Source organism: Corynebacterium sp. HMSC28B08 (assembly GCF_001806865.1).
Classification (GTDB): Bacteria; Actinomycetota; Actinomycetes; order Mycobacteriales; family Mycobacteriaceae; genus Corynebacterium; species Corynebacterium auriscanis.
On sequence record NZ_KV786169.1, the window covers coordinates 73,173 to 92,105 of the forward strand.

19 protein-coding genes are annotated in these 18,933 nt (G+C 59.6%); 13 read left to right on the forward strand and 6 right to left on the reverse strand.

Annotated elements, in window-relative coordinates; genetic code table 11:
• The first annotated feature begins 20 nt into the window (after window positions 1–20).
• Window positions 21–845 (forward strand): MBL fold metallo-hydrolase, encoded by an 825-nt coding sequence (locus HMPREF3098_RS07115; RefSeq protein WP_070434562.1) that lies wholly within the window; start codon window positions 21–23, stop codon window positions 843–845.
• A 229-nt stretch (window positions 846–1,074) separates the two neighbouring features.
• On the opposite strand, the gene glxR is transcribed toward HMPREF3098_RS07115, so the two are convergent.
• A complete protein-coding gene (gene glxR / locus HMPREF3098_RS07120) occupies window positions 1,075–1,758 on the reverse strand; it encodes a CRP-like cAMP-activated global transcriptional regulator GlxR (protein WP_035113514.1) in 684 nt (227 codons plus the stop codon).
• 135 nt (window positions 1,759–1,893) lie between these two features.
• On the opposite strand from glxR, the gene nth reads away from it, so the two are divergent.
• From nth to HMPREF3098_RS07140, 4 genes are read left to right on the forward strand one after another with little or no spacing between them, the layout of a single operon-like run.
• Window positions 1,894–2,694 (forward strand): endonuclease III, encoded by an 801-nt coding sequence (gene nth, locus HMPREF3098_RS07125; protein ID WP_070434563.1) that lies wholly within the window; start codon window positions 1,894–1,896, stop codon window positions 2,692–2,694.
• The gene (locus HMPREF3098_RS07130; RefSeq protein ID WP_070434564.1) at window positions 2,691–3,464 is read left to right on the forward strand and encodes a thioredoxin domain-containing protein; all 774 of its coding nucleotides are present in this window, start codon (window positions 2,691–2,693) and stop codon (window positions 3,462–3,464) included. The genes nth and HMPREF3098_RS07130 overlap by 4 nt, the downstream gene beginning before the upstream one ends.
• Complete coding sequence (locus tag HMPREF3098_RS07135; RefSeq protein WP_083284297.1) at window positions 3,461–4,438, forward strand: NUDIX hydrolase; 978 nt, start codon at window positions 3,461–3,463, stop codon at window positions 4,436–4,438. Before HMPREF3098_RS07130 ends, HMPREF3098_RS07135 begins: the two co-directional genes overlap by 4 nt.
• On the forward strand, window positions 4,435–5,655 hold the full coding sequence (locus HMPREF3098_RS07140; protein ID WP_070434565.1) for a MarP family serine protease: 1,221 nt from the start codon (window positions 4,435–4,437) through the stop codon (window positions 5,653–5,655). Before HMPREF3098_RS07135 ends, HMPREF3098_RS07140 begins: the two co-directional genes overlap by 4 nt.
• 21 nt (window positions 5,656–5,676) lie before the next feature.
• Here HMPREF3098_RS07140 and HMPREF3098_RS07145 read toward each other — a convergent pair whose 3' ends face one another.
• Together HMPREF3098_RS07145 and HMPREF3098_RS07150 are read right to left on the reverse strand one after the other, a co-directional pair.
• Window positions 5,677–6,618, reverse strand: coding sequence for an alpha/beta hydrolase (locus HMPREF3098_RS07145; RefSeq protein WP_070434566.1), 942 nt, complete (start codon window positions 6,616–6,618; stop codon window positions 5,677–5,679).
• A gap of 62 nt (window positions 6,619–6,680) precedes the next feature.
• The gene (locus tag HMPREF3098_RS07150; RefSeq protein ID WP_070434567.1) at window positions 6,681–7,196 is read right to left on the reverse strand and encodes a phage holin family protein; all 516 of its coding nucleotides are present in this window, start codon (window positions 7,194–7,196) and stop codon (window positions 6,681–6,683) included.
• 90 nt (window positions 7,197–7,286) lie between these two features.
• Between HMPREF3098_RS07150 and HMPREF3098_RS07155 the strand changes: the two genes are divergently transcribed.
• A complete protein-coding gene (locus HMPREF3098_RS07155) occupies window positions 7,287–8,066 on the forward strand; it encodes a Fic family protein (protein WP_070434568.1) in 780 nt (259 codons plus the stop codon).
• A gap of 153 nt (window positions 8,067–8,219) precedes the next feature.
• Here the strand turns inward: HMPREF3098_RS07155 and HMPREF3098_RS07160 are convergent, their stop codons facing one another.
• Complete coding sequence (locus HMPREF3098_RS07160; protein WP_235700690.1) at window positions 8,220–9,086, reverse strand: HAD family hydrolase; 867 nt, start codon at window positions 9,084–9,086, stop codon at window positions 8,220–8,222.
• Window positions 9,087–9,249: 163 nt separating this feature from the next.
• Between HMPREF3098_RS07160 and HMPREF3098_RS07165 the strand changes: the two genes are divergently transcribed.
• The 6 genes from HMPREF3098_RS07165 to HMPREF3098_RS07190 all read left to right on the forward strand — a co-directional run bounded on the left by HMPREF3098_RS07165 (window position 9,250) and on the right by HMPREF3098_RS07190 (window position 14,145).
• Entirely contained in the window at window positions 9,250–10,698 is a 1,449-nt protein-coding gene (locus tag HMPREF3098_RS07165) for a CpaE-like family protein (protein WP_035113517.1), read from the forward strand.
• 1 nt (window position 10,699) lies between these two features.
• Window positions 10,700–11,836 (forward strand): TadA family conjugal transfer-associated ATPase, encoded by a 1,137-nt coding sequence (locus tag HMPREF3098_RS07170; RefSeq protein WP_035113518.1) that lies wholly within the window; start codon window positions 10,700–10,702, stop codon window positions 11,834–11,836.
• A 34-nt stretch (window positions 11,837–11,870) separates the two neighbouring features.
• Window positions 11,871–12,953, forward strand: coding sequence for a type II secretion system F family protein (locus HMPREF3098_RS07175; RefSeq protein WP_070434569.1), 1,083 nt, complete (start codon window positions 11,871–11,873; stop codon window positions 12,951–12,953).
• Between the two features lie 110 nt (window positions 12,954–13,063).
• Window positions 13,064–13,417 carry a DUF4244 domain-containing protein gene (locus HMPREF3098_RS12080; protein ID WP_371440965.1) on the forward strand — a complete coding sequence of 118 codons (354 nt, stop codon included), beginning with the start codon at window positions 13,064–13,066 and terminating at the stop codon, window positions 13,415–13,417.
• A gap of 9 nt (window positions 13,418–13,426) precedes the next feature.
• A complete protein-coding gene (locus HMPREF3098_RS07185) occupies window positions 13,427–13,732 on the forward strand; it encodes a hypothetical protein (RefSeq protein WP_035113519.1) in 306 nt (101 codons plus the stop codon).
• Window positions 13,733–13,836: 104 nt separating this feature from the next.
• Complete coding sequence (locus tag HMPREF3098_RS07190; RefSeq protein WP_035113520.1) at window positions 13,837–14,145, forward strand: Rv3654c family TadE-like protein; 309 nt, start codon at window positions 13,837–13,839, stop codon at window positions 14,143–14,145.
• Between the two features lie 44 nt (window positions 14,146–14,189).
• Here HMPREF3098_RS07190 and HMPREF3098_RS07195 read toward each other — a convergent pair whose 3' ends face one another.
• Window positions 14,190–15,563 (reverse strand): lipase family protein, encoded by a 1,374-nt coding sequence (locus tag HMPREF3098_RS07195; RefSeq protein WP_070434572.1) that lies wholly within the window; start codon window positions 15,561–15,563, stop codon window positions 14,190–14,192.
• Window positions 15,564–15,789: 226 nt separating this feature from the next.
• The gene (locus HMPREF3098_RS07200) at window positions 15,790–18,144 is read right to left on the reverse strand and encodes a DEAD/DEAH box helicase (protein WP_070434573.1); all 2,355 of its coding nucleotides are present in this window, start codon (window positions 18,142–18,144) and stop codon (window positions 15,790–15,792) included.
• A gap of 252 nt (window positions 18,145–18,396) precedes the next feature.
• Between HMPREF3098_RS07200 and HMPREF3098_RS07205 the strand changes: the two genes are divergently transcribed.
• Window positions 18,397–18,600 (forward strand): transcription antiterminator/RNA stability regulator CspE, encoded by a 204-nt coding sequence (locus HMPREF3098_RS07205; protein ID WP_013889346.1) that lies wholly within the window; start codon window positions 18,397–18,399, stop codon window positions 18,598–18,600.
• Window positions 18,601–18,933: the final 333 nt, after the last annotated feature.

The following is an 18,933-nucleotide window of genomic DNA, read 5'->3' on the forward strand; positions in this document are numbered from 1 at the left end:
GAAGAAGTAGGCTTAGAGTCATGGAGCACCCCGCGTACAGCCAACTACGTCCAGTCACTCCAAACGTCGGCGTCGTCCTAGCACCTAACCCCAGCTACGCCGCCCTGGAGGGAACTAATTCCTGGGTCATCCGTGGCCCTGAGGATAGGGTCTCGGTCGTTGTGGACCCAGGACCGCAAGATGAAGGGCACCTGAATGTCCTCAACACCAAGGCCACTCAGGATGATGGCGAAATTGCCTTGGTGTTGCTCACCCACCGCCACGCTGATCACGCCAATGGTGCTCAGCGGTTCCGCCAGATTTCCGGTGCGCCCGTACGCGCTTTCGAAAAGCAGTACTGTATCGCAGCCGATGAACTGGAAGATGGCGAAATCATCTCCTTCGAAGGATTGACACCAACCATTGAGGTTGTGCACACCCCGGGCCACACCCGCGACTGCGTGAGCTTCTTCATTCACTCCAACGGTGGCGACGACGATTCCGATGTGGAAGCTATCTTGACTGGTGATACCATTGCCGGTCGCCACACCACCATGATCTCGGAGACCGATGGTGACCTCGGGGAATACCTAGAGACCCTGGGAAAGATTAAGGAACGCGGCAAGGGCATTCCGCTCCTGCCGGGACACGGTCCTGACCAGCCTGATGTGGCTTCCATCGCTGAGCGTTACATTGAACGCCGTGAGCTGCGACTGCAGCAGGTAAAAGAAGCTCTGCAGGAGCTCGGTGAGGATGCGAACGTGGGTGAGATCGTCGATTACATCTACACCGACGTCGATCCAGTGCTGCGCAACGCGGCAGCACAGTCCACGCGCGTCACATTGCGCTTCCTCAAGGGAGAGTAACAGCACGCCCCAAGGAGGGGAAAGTGGCTGAACCTCGCATACGGGGCTGGCCACCGGCCCCGGAGGGGCTCAGCTAAGAGGGGTTTGGTCCACCGGGAACAGTGGGTTAAACCCCTTTTTTGTTAATGCTGGGGGGGATTGATTACCGAACCCAATGGGCTCGCGTGGCGAATGAACCTAAGCTGCGCGATTAAGGCGCGTGCCTTGCAAGCAAACCCAGCGCGCGAATTTAGCGAGCACGCTTAGCCAACCGCTCCGTATCCGAAATCAACACAGACTTGCCTTCCAGGCGGATCCATCCGCGGTGGGCGAATTCTGCGAGGGCCTTGTTGACGGTCTCGCGCGAAGCACCCACCAGCTGGGCGATCTCTTCCTGCGTAAGGTCATGGTGCACGCGCAGAGCGGGGCCTTCCTGAATGCCAAAACGGTTCGCGAGCTGCAAAAGCGCCTTCGCCACCCGCCCTGGCACATCAGTAAAGATCAGGTCAGCCAACGAGTTATTAGTGCGACGCAGACGACGGGCCAGCACGCGCAACAGCTGCTCCGAGATTTCGGGGTGCTGCTTGATCCAATCGTGCAGCATGGAGGAATCCATGGTGGCCGCGACTACTTCGGTCACGCAGACAGCCGACGAGGTACGTGGGCCAGGATCGAAAATGGACAGTTCACCGAACATATCGGAAGGGCCCATCACGGTCAGCAGGTTCTCGCGACCGTCCGCAGCGTGACGAGCCAGCTTAACCTTGCCGCTAATGATGATGTACAACCGGTCGCCGGGCTCGCCCTCATCGAAAATCGTGGTGCCGCGAGGGAACTTCGTCGTATCTAGCTCTTCAATGAGCGCACGAACAGCAGTGGGGTCAACACCCTGGAAAATGCCTGCACGAGACAGAATCTCCGATACTTCGGACATTGCCTTTGTTCCTCTACTTTCCTTTAAGACCTGGGGCCTTGCTTGCTTCTAAGCCCGGGGGCCTTTGCGATACGTCCAGTCCGTCTAAACACGCTACAAGCATTGATGTCTTGCTTGCGCGATATGGTGGATCCCATGCCGGATTCCCAGTCGCCGTCGACGAAACGACCTTCACTACCCCGTCCCGGAAGCCATCGGGCTTTCAAGGGCGAGGAAACTCCGCTTGGCACCACCAGACGCGCACGCAAAATAAACCGGATGTTGGCCGAAGCCTATCCGGACGCGCACGCCGAGTTGGACTTCAGTAATCCTTTGGAATTACTGATAGCCACTGTGCTCTCAGCCCAGTGTACCGACGTCCGTGTGAATATTGTCACACCGGGGTTATTTGGGCGCTATCCCGATGCTCAAGCGTACGCCGAGGCAGATCGGGAGGAGCTGGAACAGATCATCCGCCCCACGGGGTTCTACCGTTCCAAAGCGAACAGCATTCTGGGCTTGGCCCGGGCCATTGTAGATAAACACGACGGGCAGGTTCCGAATAACCTCAAGGACTTGGTGGCCCTACCGGGAGTGGGGCGAAAGACTGCCAACGTGGTGCTGGGTAACGCCTTCGATATTCCGGGAATCACGGTCGATACACACCTTGGGCGCTTGGCGCGCCGGTGGCGGCTCACTGACTCTGAGGATCCCGTGCAGGTAGAGCGCGACCTCATGGACCTCATAGAGCGGAAAGAATGGACCGAGTTCTCCCACCGGGCAATTTTCCACGGCCGCCGCGTTTGTCATTCGCGAAAGCCCGCGTGCGGTGCCTGCTTACTCGCCCGCCAATGCCCGAGCTTCGGGCAGGCAGGTCCGATTGACCCGGAGGAAGCAGCGCAGCTCATAAAATCCAACGACCGGGAACGATTGCTAAAATTAGCAGGATTCTCATGAATGATAATTCCTCGCAACATACCCTAGATTCCCGCGCTAACCTGGCCCAGCCACCAGCCCCTGAGGTCTCGCCTCGCGCTCGGGCTCTGTTGATCGCGGCCACCGTAGTAGTTGGTCTGGTGGTCGCCGCGATCCCACTCATCGCGGGACTGCAGGGATCGGACGAAGGTCAAGCGCCGCCGTTGGCGTCGGAACAAATTACCGACGCCCCCACGCCCCCAGCCAAGCAAGCCAACGTCCAAGTCCACGAGCCTGTAACCTGCCCAACGGGCAGCGGGGATTTCTCCCCTCACTCGGAATTGGCCAAGATCCAGCTGCCGTGCCTGACGGAGGGCGGCGAGTTGCCTGCGGAAAAGACGGGTGCGGATGTGAAAGCCTCCACGTCGATGGCGGCGGCGGTGGCTGGCAAACCGACGATCGTCAATGTATGGGCGTGGTGGTGTGGGCCGTGTCGCACGGAACTGCCGGTGATGCAGGAGCTGCGGGAAAAACACCCTGAATACAATGTGGTGGGGGTGCACTTGGATGCGAAAGCACAGGCGGGTGCCGACATGCTGCGCGATGTGAAAGTGCACAATTTCCCTAGCTTCCAGGATTCTTCTCACACGTTTGATGCGCTGGGGAAACTGCCGAAAGTGGTGCCACTGACGGTGGTGTACCGCGGGGATGGAACGCGAGCCAAATTGATCGCGAAAGCCTTCGACAATGTGGATGATCTAGAAAAAGAGGTTGCACTCGCCCTAGAAGGTAACCCGGAGGAGGCCCGATGACTCAGCAGAGGGACCTGAATGAGCAGGCTAGGGCCCTGAATGAACAGGCTGAAGAGAGTACGACGACCCAGCAGCAGTGGCTGGAGCGCAACGCCACTCAGCCTCCTTTGCCCGATGATCTGCCGAAGTGGATCGAGGAGTTGGCGAAGACGGCGCGGTCGGGGGATATCCATGAGGCGCTGAACGATTCGGCGCGGATTGTGCCGGAGGTGGGGAAAGACGGTGCTGCGCCGAGATATTCGGCCGTGCTGGTGCTCTTTAGCGATGCCGACGAGGTAGAGGCGGTGGGTGCGGGTGGTGCTGGCAGCGGGGGAGAGACCGACAGTGCAGGCAGGGTCAGCGAGGCCGGTGATGCCGGTTACGCAGGTGAGAATGAAGGGCCCAACGGGCCTGCGCGCTCGCTACCCCACAATGCTGCCTTGCTGCTGACCCACCGCGCGGCCACGATGCGTAACCACTCTGGTCAAATGGCGTTTCCGGGTGGTCGGCGGGAACCTCAGGATCGCGATGCCATCGCCACGGCCTTGCGGGAGGCCTGGGAGGAAACTAACTTGGATCCGCAATCGGTCACACCGTTGGCAGTCATGCAACCGGTGTACATCGATCGCACTAACTTCGCGGTAGTGCCCGTGCTGGCCTACTGGCCCGCCGCCCATGACATCTACCCGGCAAGCCCGGAAAACGATTGGGTGGAGATGGTTGCCCTATCGCACCTCACCGATCCAGAACACCGCTTCCGCGTGGGGTTCATGCAGTGGTCCGGGCCTGCATTTTCCATCGGCAACAGGTTGCTGTGGGGATTCACGGCAGGAATTGTCGATAGCATCGTGCGACTTGCTGGGTGGGAACGGCCCTGGGCCGGTGAACCCGTGGTAGACCTATTCAACGCGTTGGAGCAATCGTCCAACGGCGAGTCCTTGCAAACCATGAAGAACCAATTCCGGGCCGCTGGTCCACAGGGAGGAGCACCATGACCTCAGGATCTTCCGGATCGATGATCCTCGACGGTGTACTCATTGCTGTCATCATCGCCGCGGTAGCTTCTGGGTGGAAGCAAGGCGGGCTCTCCGCGTTCCTAGGGTTCGTAGGCGTGCTGCTTGGCGGTGTACTGGGCGTGCAACTCTTGCCTTACGTCCTTGAACAATCCAATCAACGCATTGGCGATAACAGCGGAACACGCCTCATCGTAGCCATTGTTACGATGACGATCCTCATTGTGGCGGGTTACCTTATGGGCTCAGGAACAGGTGCATCTTTACGCGATAAGATTCGCACACGCACCGGCATCACCGTCGATTCGGCCGTGGGTGCTGTGGTCCAGGTCGTGACATATCTGCTGGTCATCTGGTTAATTTTGGTTCCGATTGCCTCGGCCAACAAATCGAACTTCGGTCAGGAATTGCGGAATTCCCGGATCCTCAGCGCAGTGGGAACCGTGGTGCCCGAATGGATGGAAAACTTGCCGTCGCGGACGGCTACCATGCTGAATAACTCGGGCCTGCCACTAATCGCCGGGCCTTTGGATAAACTCCCGGCGAGCGAGGTAGAAGCACCGGATAATGCCTTGCAGCGAGCTCCGGCTGTTCGACAGTCCCGCGATGCCATCATCCGGGTGGTGGGCGAGGCCAACCAATGCTCCCGGTTGCTGCAGGGCAGTGGATTTGTGATTCAGCCCGATACCATTTTGACGAATGCCCACGTTGTGGCGGGTACCAACCAAGTGGAATTGGATACCACCAAGGGGCCTGCACGGGCGGACGTGGTGTACTACAACCCCGAGATCGACATTGCGGTCCTGCATTCCGAAAACCTCGGTATAGAACCTTTAACGTGGGCAGATAAGCCGGCAGAATCCGGCGATAGCGCGATCGTGTTGGGGCACCCTAAGGGCGGACCATTTGTGGCAACACCCGCGCGTATACGCGAACGCTTTACCGTCAGCGGCCCCAACATCTATGCCACCAACCGTGTGGAACGCGAGGCTTACTCGTTGCGGGGCACAGTTGTGGAAGGTAATTCTGGCGGACCTTTGATCGACGCCCAGGGCCGAGTGCTCGGATTGATCTTCGGTGCAGATATCAATGATGAAGAAACGGGTTATGCCCTCACCAAGGACGAAGTACTGAAGCACACGCGAGAAGCACTGCAGGCAGAGGTGCCGGTGCCCACTGGGAAGTGTGTGTTGAAATAGGCGGGCGCTGCAAGCCACCGGCTATTTCTGTTTTCCGGTGACGTGGGCTTCGATGAGCGCGGCCACGGCCTCCGGATCTTCGACATGTGCGAAATGCCCCAGGCCGTACAGCAGCTGCGCCCGGCCCGATTGCGCGCGCTCTAGGGAACGCCGGGTGACGGCGGGAACGTAACCCGGATCCATACTCCCCTCGATGGCCAGCACATTGGTGGCCACTTGGGTTGGGAATGTGCGGTCGAACTGTGCGCCTTCGGGGCGGAAACGGGAACGAAACAGCCAACGCACGTGTTCATTGGCCAAGTGGGCAACCTTGTCGACCTGCATCGCTTGGCGCCGTTGCGTAACGTGTTCGTGATAACGCGGAGTATCCCGAAAACCTGGGGCCGTACCTTCGCGGAAGTAGAGCTCGGCCTGCGCGGCGTCGTTATCCAAAAAACGCTTCTCCGGCAGGCGAGGGAGCTGGGAGAAAAGGACGCGGCGCACCCGGCGCCATTGGCTATTCGGGCGTAGGGCGACTGAGCGTGAGAGGACCACCGGGTGAGCCGAGGAGATAGTGATGAGGGAGTTCACACGCTCCGGTTCTTGGGCTGCGAGCGTCCATCCCACTAAGCCGCCGTATCCGTGGCCCACGATGGTGGCACTTTCGTACCCCAGTCGACGTACCACACCTGCGATGTCGCTGGCGGCAGTAGTGAGGTCGTACCCGCGCGGAGTTTTATCGGACTTGCCGTATCCGCGCAGGTCAACCGACGCCAACCGCAAATTCGTATCGGCAAGCTGGTGGAAAACAGGATGCCAATCGAAGCAACCTCCACCGAAACCGTGGATGAACACCACTAGTGGCGCGTGCTTCGGGCCCTGCTGTTCCGCATACAAGCGAATGCCCCGCGAGTGCACGTAGGTGCCTTCCGGGGCAATGGGGCCACCGGGGGAGGTGGCTGAGGAGAAGTCTTGGTTCTGCATGGACTCACGTGGTTTGTAGTCGCAGGAAAGCTCTATGAAGTTTCATTAAGCTCTACAAAACTCTAGGTGTACAGTCCCTGTTCGTTGTTCAACGCGCGGGCGGAGTTTGCGCCACGGGAAGGGACTAGTTCCTTCATGTCGTTGACGGACTCGATGGTCTTTTCCGGCTTCTTCACGCCCTTGATCTGCTTGATGCCAATGGCGGCCAAGATGCCGACCAGAACCAACATGAAGACGAAGACGATGAGGAACGCAGCCCACCGTGGTAGCCAGGTGTCCAGCAGCTCTGCCAGGAAGAAGAACAGAAAGAAGGAACTGTAAGCGGCGATAACGCCAGCGGCGCCGAACAGGCCCGCGGCAATGCCGGCCTTTTTGGCGGATTGGGTCAGCTCGGTTTTGGCCAGTTCGACCTCAGATCGAACCAGACTGGAGAATTGGGAGGACGCATCCATCACCAAGTCTTTGATGCCGGCCTTGCCTTTAGGGTGGGTGTCCACATCGGATAGTGGAATGGCGTTGACCTGTGGATTGAAGCTGTTGGGATCGGTGTACAGGCCTTCGCTGTCGTTCTTGCTCACGTCAAAACTCCTCGAAGTATCAAATAGACTCTAGCCATTTTGCCATGCTTGCCGCCGATTTGCGCGCAGGGGTGAATTATTGTGTCTAGCATGACTGAATTTGTGGATCCCTTAGAACCGCTGCTGCAACTGGACGGAGTTCAGGAAGCAGTTGATAAGGCCAATGATTACGTGGCGCGCGTGCACCGTCACCGTGCGAATCTTAAAGGGTGGGATGTCACTGGTTCGGAAGCTGTTTTGCGCGGAGCTCGTGCTTCGGCACAGCTCGATGGCGGTACGCCACGACTGCCGGAGGATGGTCAGGTGGAGGACCCCGTGTTGGCTGGATCCCTGCGCGCTGCGGAGTTGTTGGCCCCGGACGGAATCAGCGATACGCAGACCACGTGGCGCCGTGCCCCATTGCAGGTGATTGCGAAGATCAACTCGGTGGCCAGCCCTCAAATGTCGGACGAATCGTTCCGTCGGAAAGTCGCGGGAAGCGCGGAGTTTCTTGTGCCTGGCCGGCCCAAAAAGGCCACCGATGCGCGCTTGCAGCTGCTTGGCCGCCTGATTACGGGCGGGACCAAGGTCAACTCCGTTGTGTTGTCGGCCATCATTCACGGCGAGCTGTTGACTTTGGAACCCTTTGCCGACGCCAACGGGGTCACTGCCCGAGCGTGTTCCCGCTTGGCCACTATTTCTGGCGGATTGGACCCGCGTGGATTAGGTGTGCCCGAAGTGTGGTGGAATCGTCACCGGGATGAATACGCGGCCAAGGCTCAAGGTTTCGCTTCTGGCGAGCCCAGCGGGGTGGCTGATTGGATCGTGTTTCACGCAACGGGGCTCTGTGAGGGCAGCCTTGAGGCGAAATCTATCGCTGACGCGAAGTAACCTCCGCGCCCGACCTCGCGACACCGCGGTGCCCGACCCCGCGACACCGCGGCGCCGACTATGCAGCACCGTGGGCCGTGAACCGCGGCACCGGGCCCACGCGACTCCCGACTCTTATACCCCGGCCTCGGCTTCGCGATGCTCGCTCCGCGCCTACGCAGATTCGTCCCGCGACCTCACCCAAAACGCCAGGCCGGTCGCCAGCGCACCGAGCACCGCGAGGGTGGCCCCGGCGCCGGCAAGTACCGCCCCTTGCGCGAACAGGGGTTCGGGCTTATCGAATTTGTGAATGGGCCAATTGCGGGACATCGCGGTTTTCCGCAGGGGCCGATCCGGATTGACGGCCACCGGATTGCCCACCATTTCCAGCATCGGCAGATCGGTCGCAGAATCGGTGTAGGCAAAGCTTTCGTCTAGGTCATAACCGTGAGATTCAGCTAGGGCGCGAATGCGCTCAACCTTGGCTGTGCCTTTGTTGAAGTGCAGAACTTCACCGGTGAATCTACCCTCTGCCACACCCAATTCTGTGGCAATGAGGTGATCGACCTGCAGTTCGGAGGCAATCGGCTCCACCATGACGGATGCGGATGCGGTCACGATGGCAATTGCGTGCCCACGTTCGCGGTGCCAATCCAACAGCTCGCGGGCCTCGGCGTAAATATAGGGAGTAATTACTTCTGTGAGGGCATCTTGCGCCATTGTGCGCATGGCCGCTTCTTCCCGTCCCTTGATGATGCCCAGCAGTGCATCTTTCGTGGCGTTCATGTTTTCTTCGGTATGCGTGGTCAGCATGTAGTTGCCCAGCAAAGCCATCATGCGCAGCAGTTCTGACGTGCTAATTAACCCGCGTTCAGCCATAGGTCGGCGGTAGGCCATGGACGCCGAGGTATCGATAATCGTCTTGTCCAAATCAAAGATGGCCAGCACGCGGTGGGCCTTGCTGTCGTGGAGACGGCTTAGTCCAGGACGGGTGGGCTGACCCGCGGGCTGTCCATCTTTGGTCTCGTTGGAGGGCGTCACGCCTCTGATCCTACAGCCCTTCATGTCACATCTGTCACATCTGTCACAAACTTTGGAGTTGTCCACAACTTCTTTTCTTTTTTCTTGACGCCCCCCGCTACTTATCCACAGGTCCTCCTTCGGGTGCTACCGGGTTCGACGGCGGGGTGCCACACTGGCAGCCATGGGGTACGCAGAACATAGTCTTAAGCAGCGCATTCGCGAGTTTTCCTACGCTGGCCATCGCATCGAACCATCCGGGATTCATGGGTGGGCAGGGGCGAGCAGGCCCGTGATCCTGGACGTGGAGAATCAGTCGTGGGCCGAGGAGGCCGCGATGGTGGCCGAGGTTAGCCGTCGACGGTATCTCAACACATTTGGAGATGAATCCATCATCACCCAGCTGTCTGCGCATCTTGCAGCCGGTGAATCGGCAGTGGTCGTAACCGACCACGATTCGCCACTGTGCACGGCCGAAAGCGCGCATGTCATTAGGTTGGATCGGATGGTGACTGGCGCTGATTCGGCGAGTGCTGTTGGGGCGAGTGCTGGCGGGGCGAGCTCTGTTGGGGCGAGTGCTGGCGGGGCGAGTGCTGGCGGGGTGAGCTCTGTTGGGGCGAGCACCGGAAAAGGGGGATCTAACGAGGCAGACTCAGCCGGGGTTGGATTTGAGGCTGCAGGTGTGCTGGAACTGGCGCGGTTACTGCGTGTTGGTGAAGCACCTGTGGTTGCCGTGAGTGGCAGCGTGGGGGGTGCCGGAGCGTCGACGTTAGCATTCCTCGTGGCCGACGCCTTGGGGGAGACTGGTATGGATTCGGTGCTGCTCGATGCTTCTCCGGGATCCACAGGAGTAGATGTTGCCTTAGGAGTGGAACGAGTTGCGGGAACCCGTATGGCGGATTTGCACCGCGACGCGGAGCTCAAGCGCCTACCCCAGGTTGGTTTCACGCGATTGCTGACCCAAGCTCGCGACGAATGCGTGCCGGTTGACTTACCGGAATGCTTGCGGGTGATCGAGGAATCCGCAGTGGTCGTCGATTGTGGGCGCACAGACCCTCACGAACCGGGCCGTTGGCAGGGAAAAGTGCCCGATGCCCACGTAGTGGTTTGTCCGCTGACGGTCGCCGGTGTGGCTGCCGCGCTCGTTAATCGTGAGCGCACCATCGATGAGGGTTGGCCGGAACCGCTGTACGTGCTGCGCCAGGTGCCGCATTCCTCGGCGACATTGGCACTCGCAAGTGTGATTTTGGATGCCTTGCCCTCGGTGGTGATTGAGGATGACCCGCAGCTAGCGAAGGATATCGATAGTGGCCAGTTAGAAAACTACATCAACTGCTACCGGGATTCCCCACAGATCATTGCCGAACGCGCCGCCCAGATTCCCGGGGCACAACCGCGATCATTGCGAAGCGGCTTACAACATGCGCGGGCATTCACCGAGCGTGTTCTTGAAAACGTAGAGAGAGGTGCAGAACGAGGTATTGAGCGCGGGAGGGTGGGCACGCAAAGAGTGAAGCGCTGTGCCCCGCACCGCGCGGCACTGGAAGTGCTGACGGTCATCCAACGGCAACGCGCCAGCACCCACCTGGATATTGAAGGCTTGCGTTTAGATGCAACCGGGAAGGTGGCCTGACATGACACACTCATTCGCGCAGACCATCCGTCTGAGGTTGGCGGAACGGGGGATCAGCGAGGCGTCGGTGGAAAAGATCAGTGAAGTGATGCCGGCCGAAACTGACGTGGAAACGATACGGCAAGTGCAGCTGGAGCTCAGCGGGCTGGGGCAGTTGGGGCAGGTCTTGACGGATCCCTGGGTTACGGATGTGGTGGTCAATGCCGATGGCACTGTGTGGCAGGACCGGGGGGAAGGCATGGAGAAGCTGGCGGTGGAACTATCGGCGGAGGAAGCCCGCAACCTGGCTGTTCACATGGCGGCGACGTGTGGCACTCGGTTGGACGACGCCATGCCGTATGCGGACGGGGTCCTGACTGGGCTGCCAAGTGATATTCCGGCTACTGCCATCAGAATGCATGCGGTGCTATCGCCACCCGTGCAAGGGGGCACGTGTATCAGTTTGCGCATGCTGAAAACCAGCGGCTTGAGTATCGAGCAATTGGTGAAGGACAGGTTCGTCAACGCGGAGCTGGCCGGGGCCTTGCGGGGAATCGTGGATAGTCGGAAAAATGTGCTAATCAGCGGCGGAACCGGTACTGGGAAGACCACGCTGCTGGCGACGTTGCTGGGGGAAGTGCCCGGTTGGCAACGGTGCATTGTGGTGGAGGATACACCGGAGTTGATGCCGGAGCATCCGCATGTGGTCTCTTTGACCGCGCGCCGGGGCAATGCCGAGGGACAGGGTGCGATAACCATGCAAACGTTGGTGAAGCAGTGTTTGCGCATGCGGCCCGATCGGATCGTGGTCGGTGAGATCCGCGGGGCAGAGGTGGCGGATTTGCTGGTGGCGCTGAATACCGGGCACGCGGGCAGTGCAGGGACGATTCACGCGAATTCCCCCGGCGCGGTGCCCGGGCGATTGGATGCGCTCGGCGCGATGGCGGGGATGCCAGAGCGGGCATTGGCACGGCAGGCTGCCGATGGGATTGATGTGTTGCTGCATGTCGCGCGTACTTCCGAAGGGCGCAAGTTAACGCATGTGGGGCAGTTGGCTCTAGATGACCGGCATCGCCTAGATGTGCGGCTGGTATGGGCGCATGGCCCATGCGATGGGTGGAGCAACTTTATGACGGGACTGGGACGACAAGCGGCGTAATGCGCTAGCGGGGGATTTAAGCGAAAGGGGGGTGATGTCGATGATTAACGCGACGGTCGGCGCAGCCGTGCTGATGATCTGGGGTTTTGTGGTTTACCGCGTGGTCCGGCGGATGCTGAAGGACAAACGGGCCCGTCAGGAGGTAGAGCTCGAACGGGAATTCGTGGGGGCCGTAGCTAGGGAATCCCAGGCGGGAGCAAAGCCGGAAGACGCGGTCCTGGCGGCCGGGCTCTTCATAGAGGATGAGGACATAGCACTTCGCGCGCAACAGCTGGTGGCGCGATATCGCTTGCAGATCGGCGGGGGCGAACTGGGTTACTTCCGCCAACTGTGGGGCCTCGCCGCGGAGCGGGGAATTCCGCTATCGGTGCTGGCCGAAGCATATGCCATGGATATCGACGCCGCCTTGGAGCGCCGAGAGAAGTACGAATCCGCGATGGCAGGTGCGCGGCTGACAGTCACTGTGCTGCTGGCCCTTCCGATTGGTGCGGTGGTGCTGGGGCAAACCATGGGGTTGGATACCCCGCGATTTTTCATCCATAACCCCCTGGGGGCGGTGCTGTTACTAGTGGGATCGCTTTTGGGATGCGCAGGGGTGCAGTGGACGGAATTTCTCACGCAATCGCAGTGGAAGCTCGTAGGCGGGGGAAGCCGAGCCGGCCCCGACAGCCATGCCGGCTTAACTTCCCTCGATATTGCCCGTGGGCTGGACATCTTCACTGCAGCATTGCAGGTGGGGATGCCTACCAATCGGGCGTGGATGGTGATGACCCAGCAGTGGGACCCCGTCACACTGGCTGAACCTGATCGGGTCGTTTTTACAGTGGGGCACCTGTTGGATATGGGAGCTGCCACTCAGGCGTGGGAGAGCTTGAAGACTCACTCCGGTTTTGGCCCCGTGGCCAGGCAAGCCTTGCAACAGACGCGATCGGGAACTGCCCTCACAGTGGGGGCAGGGGCGCAAGCGCAACGACTGCGGCAACACGCGAACAACGAAGCCACGGCAGCTGCCGAAAAGATGTTAGTCGTGTTGGCTGCACCTTTGACCTTGTGCTTCCTGCCGATGTTTGTGGTGGTGGGCCTATTGCCCTTGGCGATAGGCCTGGCGGGAATCTAATGCGGCGGGTGATCACCAATCCACACAACCTGGGGCTGTCGATCATGGACCAGGTCAGTCAACCTTCAATCCACAACCTAACCGAAACATTGCACGAAAGGACAACGATCATGAACGCTCAAACAGCAAGCAACACAGGCACGATGAACCAGGATTCTTACATCGACGCCCTCGATCCATCCGCGCACATCTCCACCGGCATGCACGCGATTGCCCAGCAAGAACATGAAGGGGAGCGCGGGGAGGCGTCGGGAAAAGAACCAACGGCTTTCCACAAGCTGGTGGAGGCGATAAGGGGGTACATGGCAGACGAAAGGGGCATGTCGACCATCGAATATGCGCTGGGGTGTGTGGCCGCCGCGGCGCTGGGGGCGCTCCTGTACACGGTGGTGACGTCGGACACGGTAGAGCAAGCGTTGAGCGGAATTTTTGAAAAGGCGCTGCAACAAGGTAACCGGCGGTAGCACTGGCTCATGAACACCGTTGAAGGTGCCATCGTTCTTAGCGCGATGACCTTGGTGGCGGCCGGGGCCGTATCCGGGTTTGTGACGTTAGCGGAGCATTCAGCTGCGCAGGCGTTGGCCAGGGATGCGGCTCGCGCCGGGGCATTGGGGCAGGATGCGCAGGCATACGTGGTACAGCGCGATCCGGAAGCCCGCGTGCAGGTTAGCCACGACCGTGTAGGGGAATTGCCGGTGGTGCGAGTGACCGTGAGCAAGGATGCACCCCTGATGGATGTCAGTGCGGGAGCCGTGGTGGTTGCCGAGCCGACGGAATAGGGTGCGGTGAACGGGCACAGAGAGTTGAAGCCCATAAATATGGCTGAAGCCACGAGAATGGCGAAGACCCAGGGGGAATTAGAACCGAGAGAAAGGAGCATCTTGTGAGCACCACCTACGGCGCAACGGTGATTCTCGCGGTGCTGAGTGTGGTGATGTACGTGGCCGTGGGTACGACGGATCTTATGGCACGACAGAAAGCGACGGTGGCGGCCGACCTTGCAGCGCTGTCGGCGGCCACCGACCTGTTGGCCGGCGGTGATGATCCGTGTGCGGTTGCCAACACCATTGCGGGGTTAAATCATGCGTCGGTGCGTGAGTGTCAGATCGAAGCCGAATTCGTTCGCGTGACAGTGACCGTAAATCAGCGGCGCAGCGGTTCCGCATCTGCCCTTGCGGGGCCCGTGGGTTAGCTGGGTTAGCTGGGTTAGCTAATGCATCAGGATTTCCTTGCCGGTTAATGTTTCATGATTCTTTTGAGGAATGGCGTGGAATCCTTCATTGAGGCATACACTGTTCCACCGTGATCGGTCGGATACCAACGAACAACTACTCGCTTGTTACGTGGTGAAGCGGTGAACTGGTTCAGCCACATCTCGGAATTCAGTGCCAAGCCGATCGGAGTGGGTACGTCTTTGTCCTTCAGTCCGTGACCCACGAACACCGGCTTGTCGTACCCGGTCGTGGCTGTTGCCATGTGAGCTGTGAGCGCCCGCTGAATCCCCGGGATGCTCCGGACCGGCTTTTTGAATGCGCGTGCTACATTCGTGCCGTCAACCGCGTCGGCCATCTGGGTATAACACGCGGTCTCGGCCCACGTCACCATCTGCTTGCCCTCGTCCGTGAGGATCTGATCCACGTTGAGGTCCGGTCGCGCCTCCCTGATTGCTGCCATGATGTACAGCGCATAAACATTCAACCCCGTCGGCAAGACCACCGGCGGGAACGTCGGCCCGCCAGCCAGAACAATGTTCTCGATATAAGCCGGCGATCCCGTGGCGACCGTCCCACGGAAATCAATACCGGCCGCCCGGCTGGCCTTCGTTGCGCGCTGAGCCACATGCAGCGCCGCGCCACCACCTTGCGATTGCCCGATCACCGCCCAACGCTTCGCTAGTTTCCCCTGTAGGGGTTCCAACTTCCGCGCGGCAATCACGGAATCCACCACATTGGCAGCAGTGGATTTTCCGTTAAGGTAACTCATCAACCCATCGGTGCCCTGACCTGCGTAATCCGAAGCAACAATCGCATATCCTTGAGATAACCAATGATTGAGATAGCGCGCGTCTCGTTCTGAACGCGGGTTCATCGAAGGGGTACAATTATCACCAAGACCAACAGTTCCGTGCGCCCATGCTAGGACAGGCCAACCACCTGGCGGCATTTTCCCCTGAGGGAGAAACACCGCAGCCGTCGAGGGCGCTACCTTGCCGTGCTGGTTCGTCGTGGAATAGGAGAACCTATATTGTTTCGACGCCCCACTCAAACCCACCCGCGCATCCAATGGGGCCAGATTCATGGGCTGGCCGGTGGTTGCAGGCAGGGAACCGATCTGTAGCCCACTATCAATTGGGGTAGTGGGGAATGCAGCGGGTTTGTGCATCGGCTTGCCCAGCTTTACCGCTGACCGCGGGGTGAAATCCGCTACTGAGCCCAGGGTCTGCGCAGAACTTGTACTAGCAACAGCAGGTGCAACCGAGGTGGCAACGCCACAGCTCAGCAAAGCGGTGGCTGTGATGAATGATAAGACTGGTCGGCGCAGTCCACGTGCATTCGAAGTAGAAGTCTTTACCAACGTCAAAGAACCTACCGAAGCAAAAGTGTTTTTCATAAAAAACAATGTAACAGCACGGATCTCTCGATGTGGGGAATCGTGAGGTGCTGGGCACCTTTGGCTCGTGCCAAGTCAAGCCACGTTCTCCGGCGCTCATATCTCGTCGCTGCGTACATCGGTGATCGGTAACGGGTCCCATCGTGCGGGCAAATAATTGCATGTCGTCGCTGCGTACATCGGTGATCGATAACGGGGCGCATTGCGTCCCTGCCTCGCCGGGCGCCTACACCTGTCCGCTCGCCCTAGAAGCGCCCGCGAGGAATGTCAGCACCTCCACCGCGCCTGCCTTGAACAGCGGCTCATTACCGTTGCCGCACTTGGGGGACTGCACGCAGGAGGGGCACCCGCTGGAGCATTCACATGCTTCCACGGTTTCCTTCGTGACCTGCATCCACCGGCTGAAAGCTTCAAAACCGCGTTCAGCGAACCCGGCGCCACCGGCATACCCGTCGTAGACGAACACAGTGGGCAAGCCCGTATCGTGGTGCAGCACGGTAGACACCCCGCCGATATCCCAGCGGTCACACGTTGCAATCAGGGGCAGCATTCCAATCGCGGCATGCTCGGCCGCGTGTAAAGCACCTGGCCACGTGGGCTCGGGTAATCCCATACTGCTTCGCAAAACTTCGGGATCCACCGTGTACGCCACTGCGCGGGTAAACAGCCGCTCCGGTGGCACGTCCAATGGAACAACTTCCAGGATTTCTCCGCCGGGTAGACGCTTCCGGTAACCGGTCACCGTGTGGGAGACCTCCACATCCACGTCTGCCAGCCACACCCCATCAGCCAAACACTGAGTGCGGCGGGTACGGACAACCCGAATGTCTGTCTCCCGCACCACCTGCGTGGTGTACTCCGGGTAATCCGCGCGCACCCATGCCACGTTTGCTTCCAAATCCAGCGCATCGACCACATAGGTATCGCCCTGGTGTAAATACACGGCACCCGAGTGGACGTCATTGACGGCCCGTCCCGCATCGACCTCGCCCAGAAGCTTGCCCGTCGTTGATTCCACAATGGCTACCGATTTCACCGCCCCGCCGCGGATGGAGATGCCCGCGTGCACATCTTTAGCCACCGTAAGGTTGGCAAAAATCCCCTTGGGCCGGCGCTTCAGCCGCCCGGCTGCGATCAACTGTTCCACGACGTGTTCGCCTTGCCACTGTGCCACTTCGGCGTCGGATAAAGGCTTTTCGGCAGCAGCGCACACCAAATGATCGGCCAAGATATAAGGATTAGTGGGGTCGAAAACGGTATTTTCCACCGGCCGGTCCAGCAGTGCCTCGGGGTGGTGAACTAGGTAAGTATCCATCGGATCGTCTGCGCCGACCATCATGACCAGCGCGGACTGGCCGCGCCGCCCTGCCCGCCCGGCTTGCTGTCGGAAGCTGGCTATCGTGCCCGGGAAACCACTACTGATCACACAATCCAACCCGCCCACGTCAATGCCCAACTCTAAGGCATTCGTACTAGCCACGCCCAACAATTCGCCGTTATCTAGCCGTTGTTCCAGTGTGCGCCGATCTTCTGCGGTGTAGCCCGCGCGATAAGCCGCCACGCGTACCGCATCGGCCGCTCGGCCCATGGATGACAATTGCTCCGCCGCCCCCATTGCCACAGTCTCCGCCCCGCGTCGCGATCGGGTGAAAGTCAACGTGCGCGCACCGTGGGCGATAACGCGTCCCATGATCTCGGCCGCCTCCGTATTGGCGGCGCGGCGAACGGGCGCGCCGTTTTCCCCTTCGACCTGTGGCAACAACCCCGGCTCCCACAGGGCTACCGTCGTCGCACCAGTGGGGGAGCCATCCTCAGTGACGGCCCGAATATCGGCCCGTCCGGTCAGTCGCCGCGCATGTGCCGCCGGATCTACGCTCGTCGCACTGGCCAGCGCAACCACCGGGCGCATCTGGCATAACCGCAATAGTCGCCGCAACACTAGCGAAACGTGCGCGCCGAATACGCCGCGATACGTATGGCACTCGTCGACGACGATGAACTTCAAGCTGCGCAAAAAGCGCCCCCACACCTGTGGATTCCCCAGGATCGAAGCGTGCAGCATGTCGGGGTTGGTTACGATGACCTGTGCTTGGTCGCGAATGACTCGGCGGGCTTCCGGCGGGGTATCGCCGTCGTAGGTCGCCACCACCACATCGGATAATTCGTCGCACTCCACACACATCTGCGCGATCGTTGCCCGCTGGTCCTGCGCCAAAGCCTTCGTCGGGCTGATGTACAAGGCGCTAGCCGAATTCCCCGGCTTCGCTAGGTCGCTCAGAATCGGCAGCTGATAACCCAAACTCTTTCCGGAAGCCGTCCCGGTTGCGCAGACCACATCCCGGCCAGCCGCGATGTGCTGCGCCATCTCCACCTGGTGGCTCCACGGCTGCTGAATACCCTCCTGGACTAGATACTCCACCAACGACGGCGCCGCCCAATCTGGCCAATCCGCGTGTTTCGATGCGCGCGCGGGAATGTGTTTTACGTGAGTACAGGTAGAGCGTGTCAGGGCGCGTCGCAGTTCGCTGAGTACTTCGTCGCCTAGTCCAGCATTCTCTCCCCGGTTTTCGACCGCCGTCATGCTGCACCTCCAGTCCGCGATTCCCCATACGGGGGTAGAAAAAATACATTAGTGCATGTCACGGGCTTAGCGAAAAACGGCTTGTGCTGCCGTTGGCTCGCAAAGCTTCACTGCGTGGCAGACTGTGGAGACGTTCTCATAAAGCCACGGTAGAAGTATTTCCGTGCGTAGTTCCTGTGGTCGTCGGCTTCAATAATGAAGTTTGCGCATCGCTGGGCGGGGAACGAGCTTTCACAACAGTTAGGTTAGAAAATGGCACAGGGAACCGTTAAGTGGTTCAACGCGGAAAAGGGCTTTGGATTCATCGCCCCTGAAGACGGCTCCGCAGACGTCTTCGTCCACTACTCCGAGATCCAGGGCAATGGATTCCGCACTCTCGAAGAAAATCAGAAGGTCGAATTCGAGATCGGTGAAGGCGCGAAGGGCCCGCAGGCCCAGAACGTCACTGCTCTCTAAGGCTTAACCGCCTTGCCCAAAGCCTCATGCTTTAACTGTTGCGATAAAACTAATTCTCAAGACGTTATTGCCCGGCTGGCCGCTCAGTCCGCCCGATTAAAGGATCTCCTTTGAATCGGTAGTGGCTGGGCGGTTTTGTGTGTTCTACGTGCTCTCGCCCGCTGCTTTCGCTCTGCTTATCCTTCTTTTATCTCGACGCCCTGCGCACTCAGCAGATGCGAATGTGCGTTAGTGCAACGGGGGTAGCCAGGTAGGGTTTTGTGGCGAGACGCGAAGGCCAGTATGAAAAACCTTCATGGTAGGCGTTATACATAAGGTAAATAATGAGGGGAT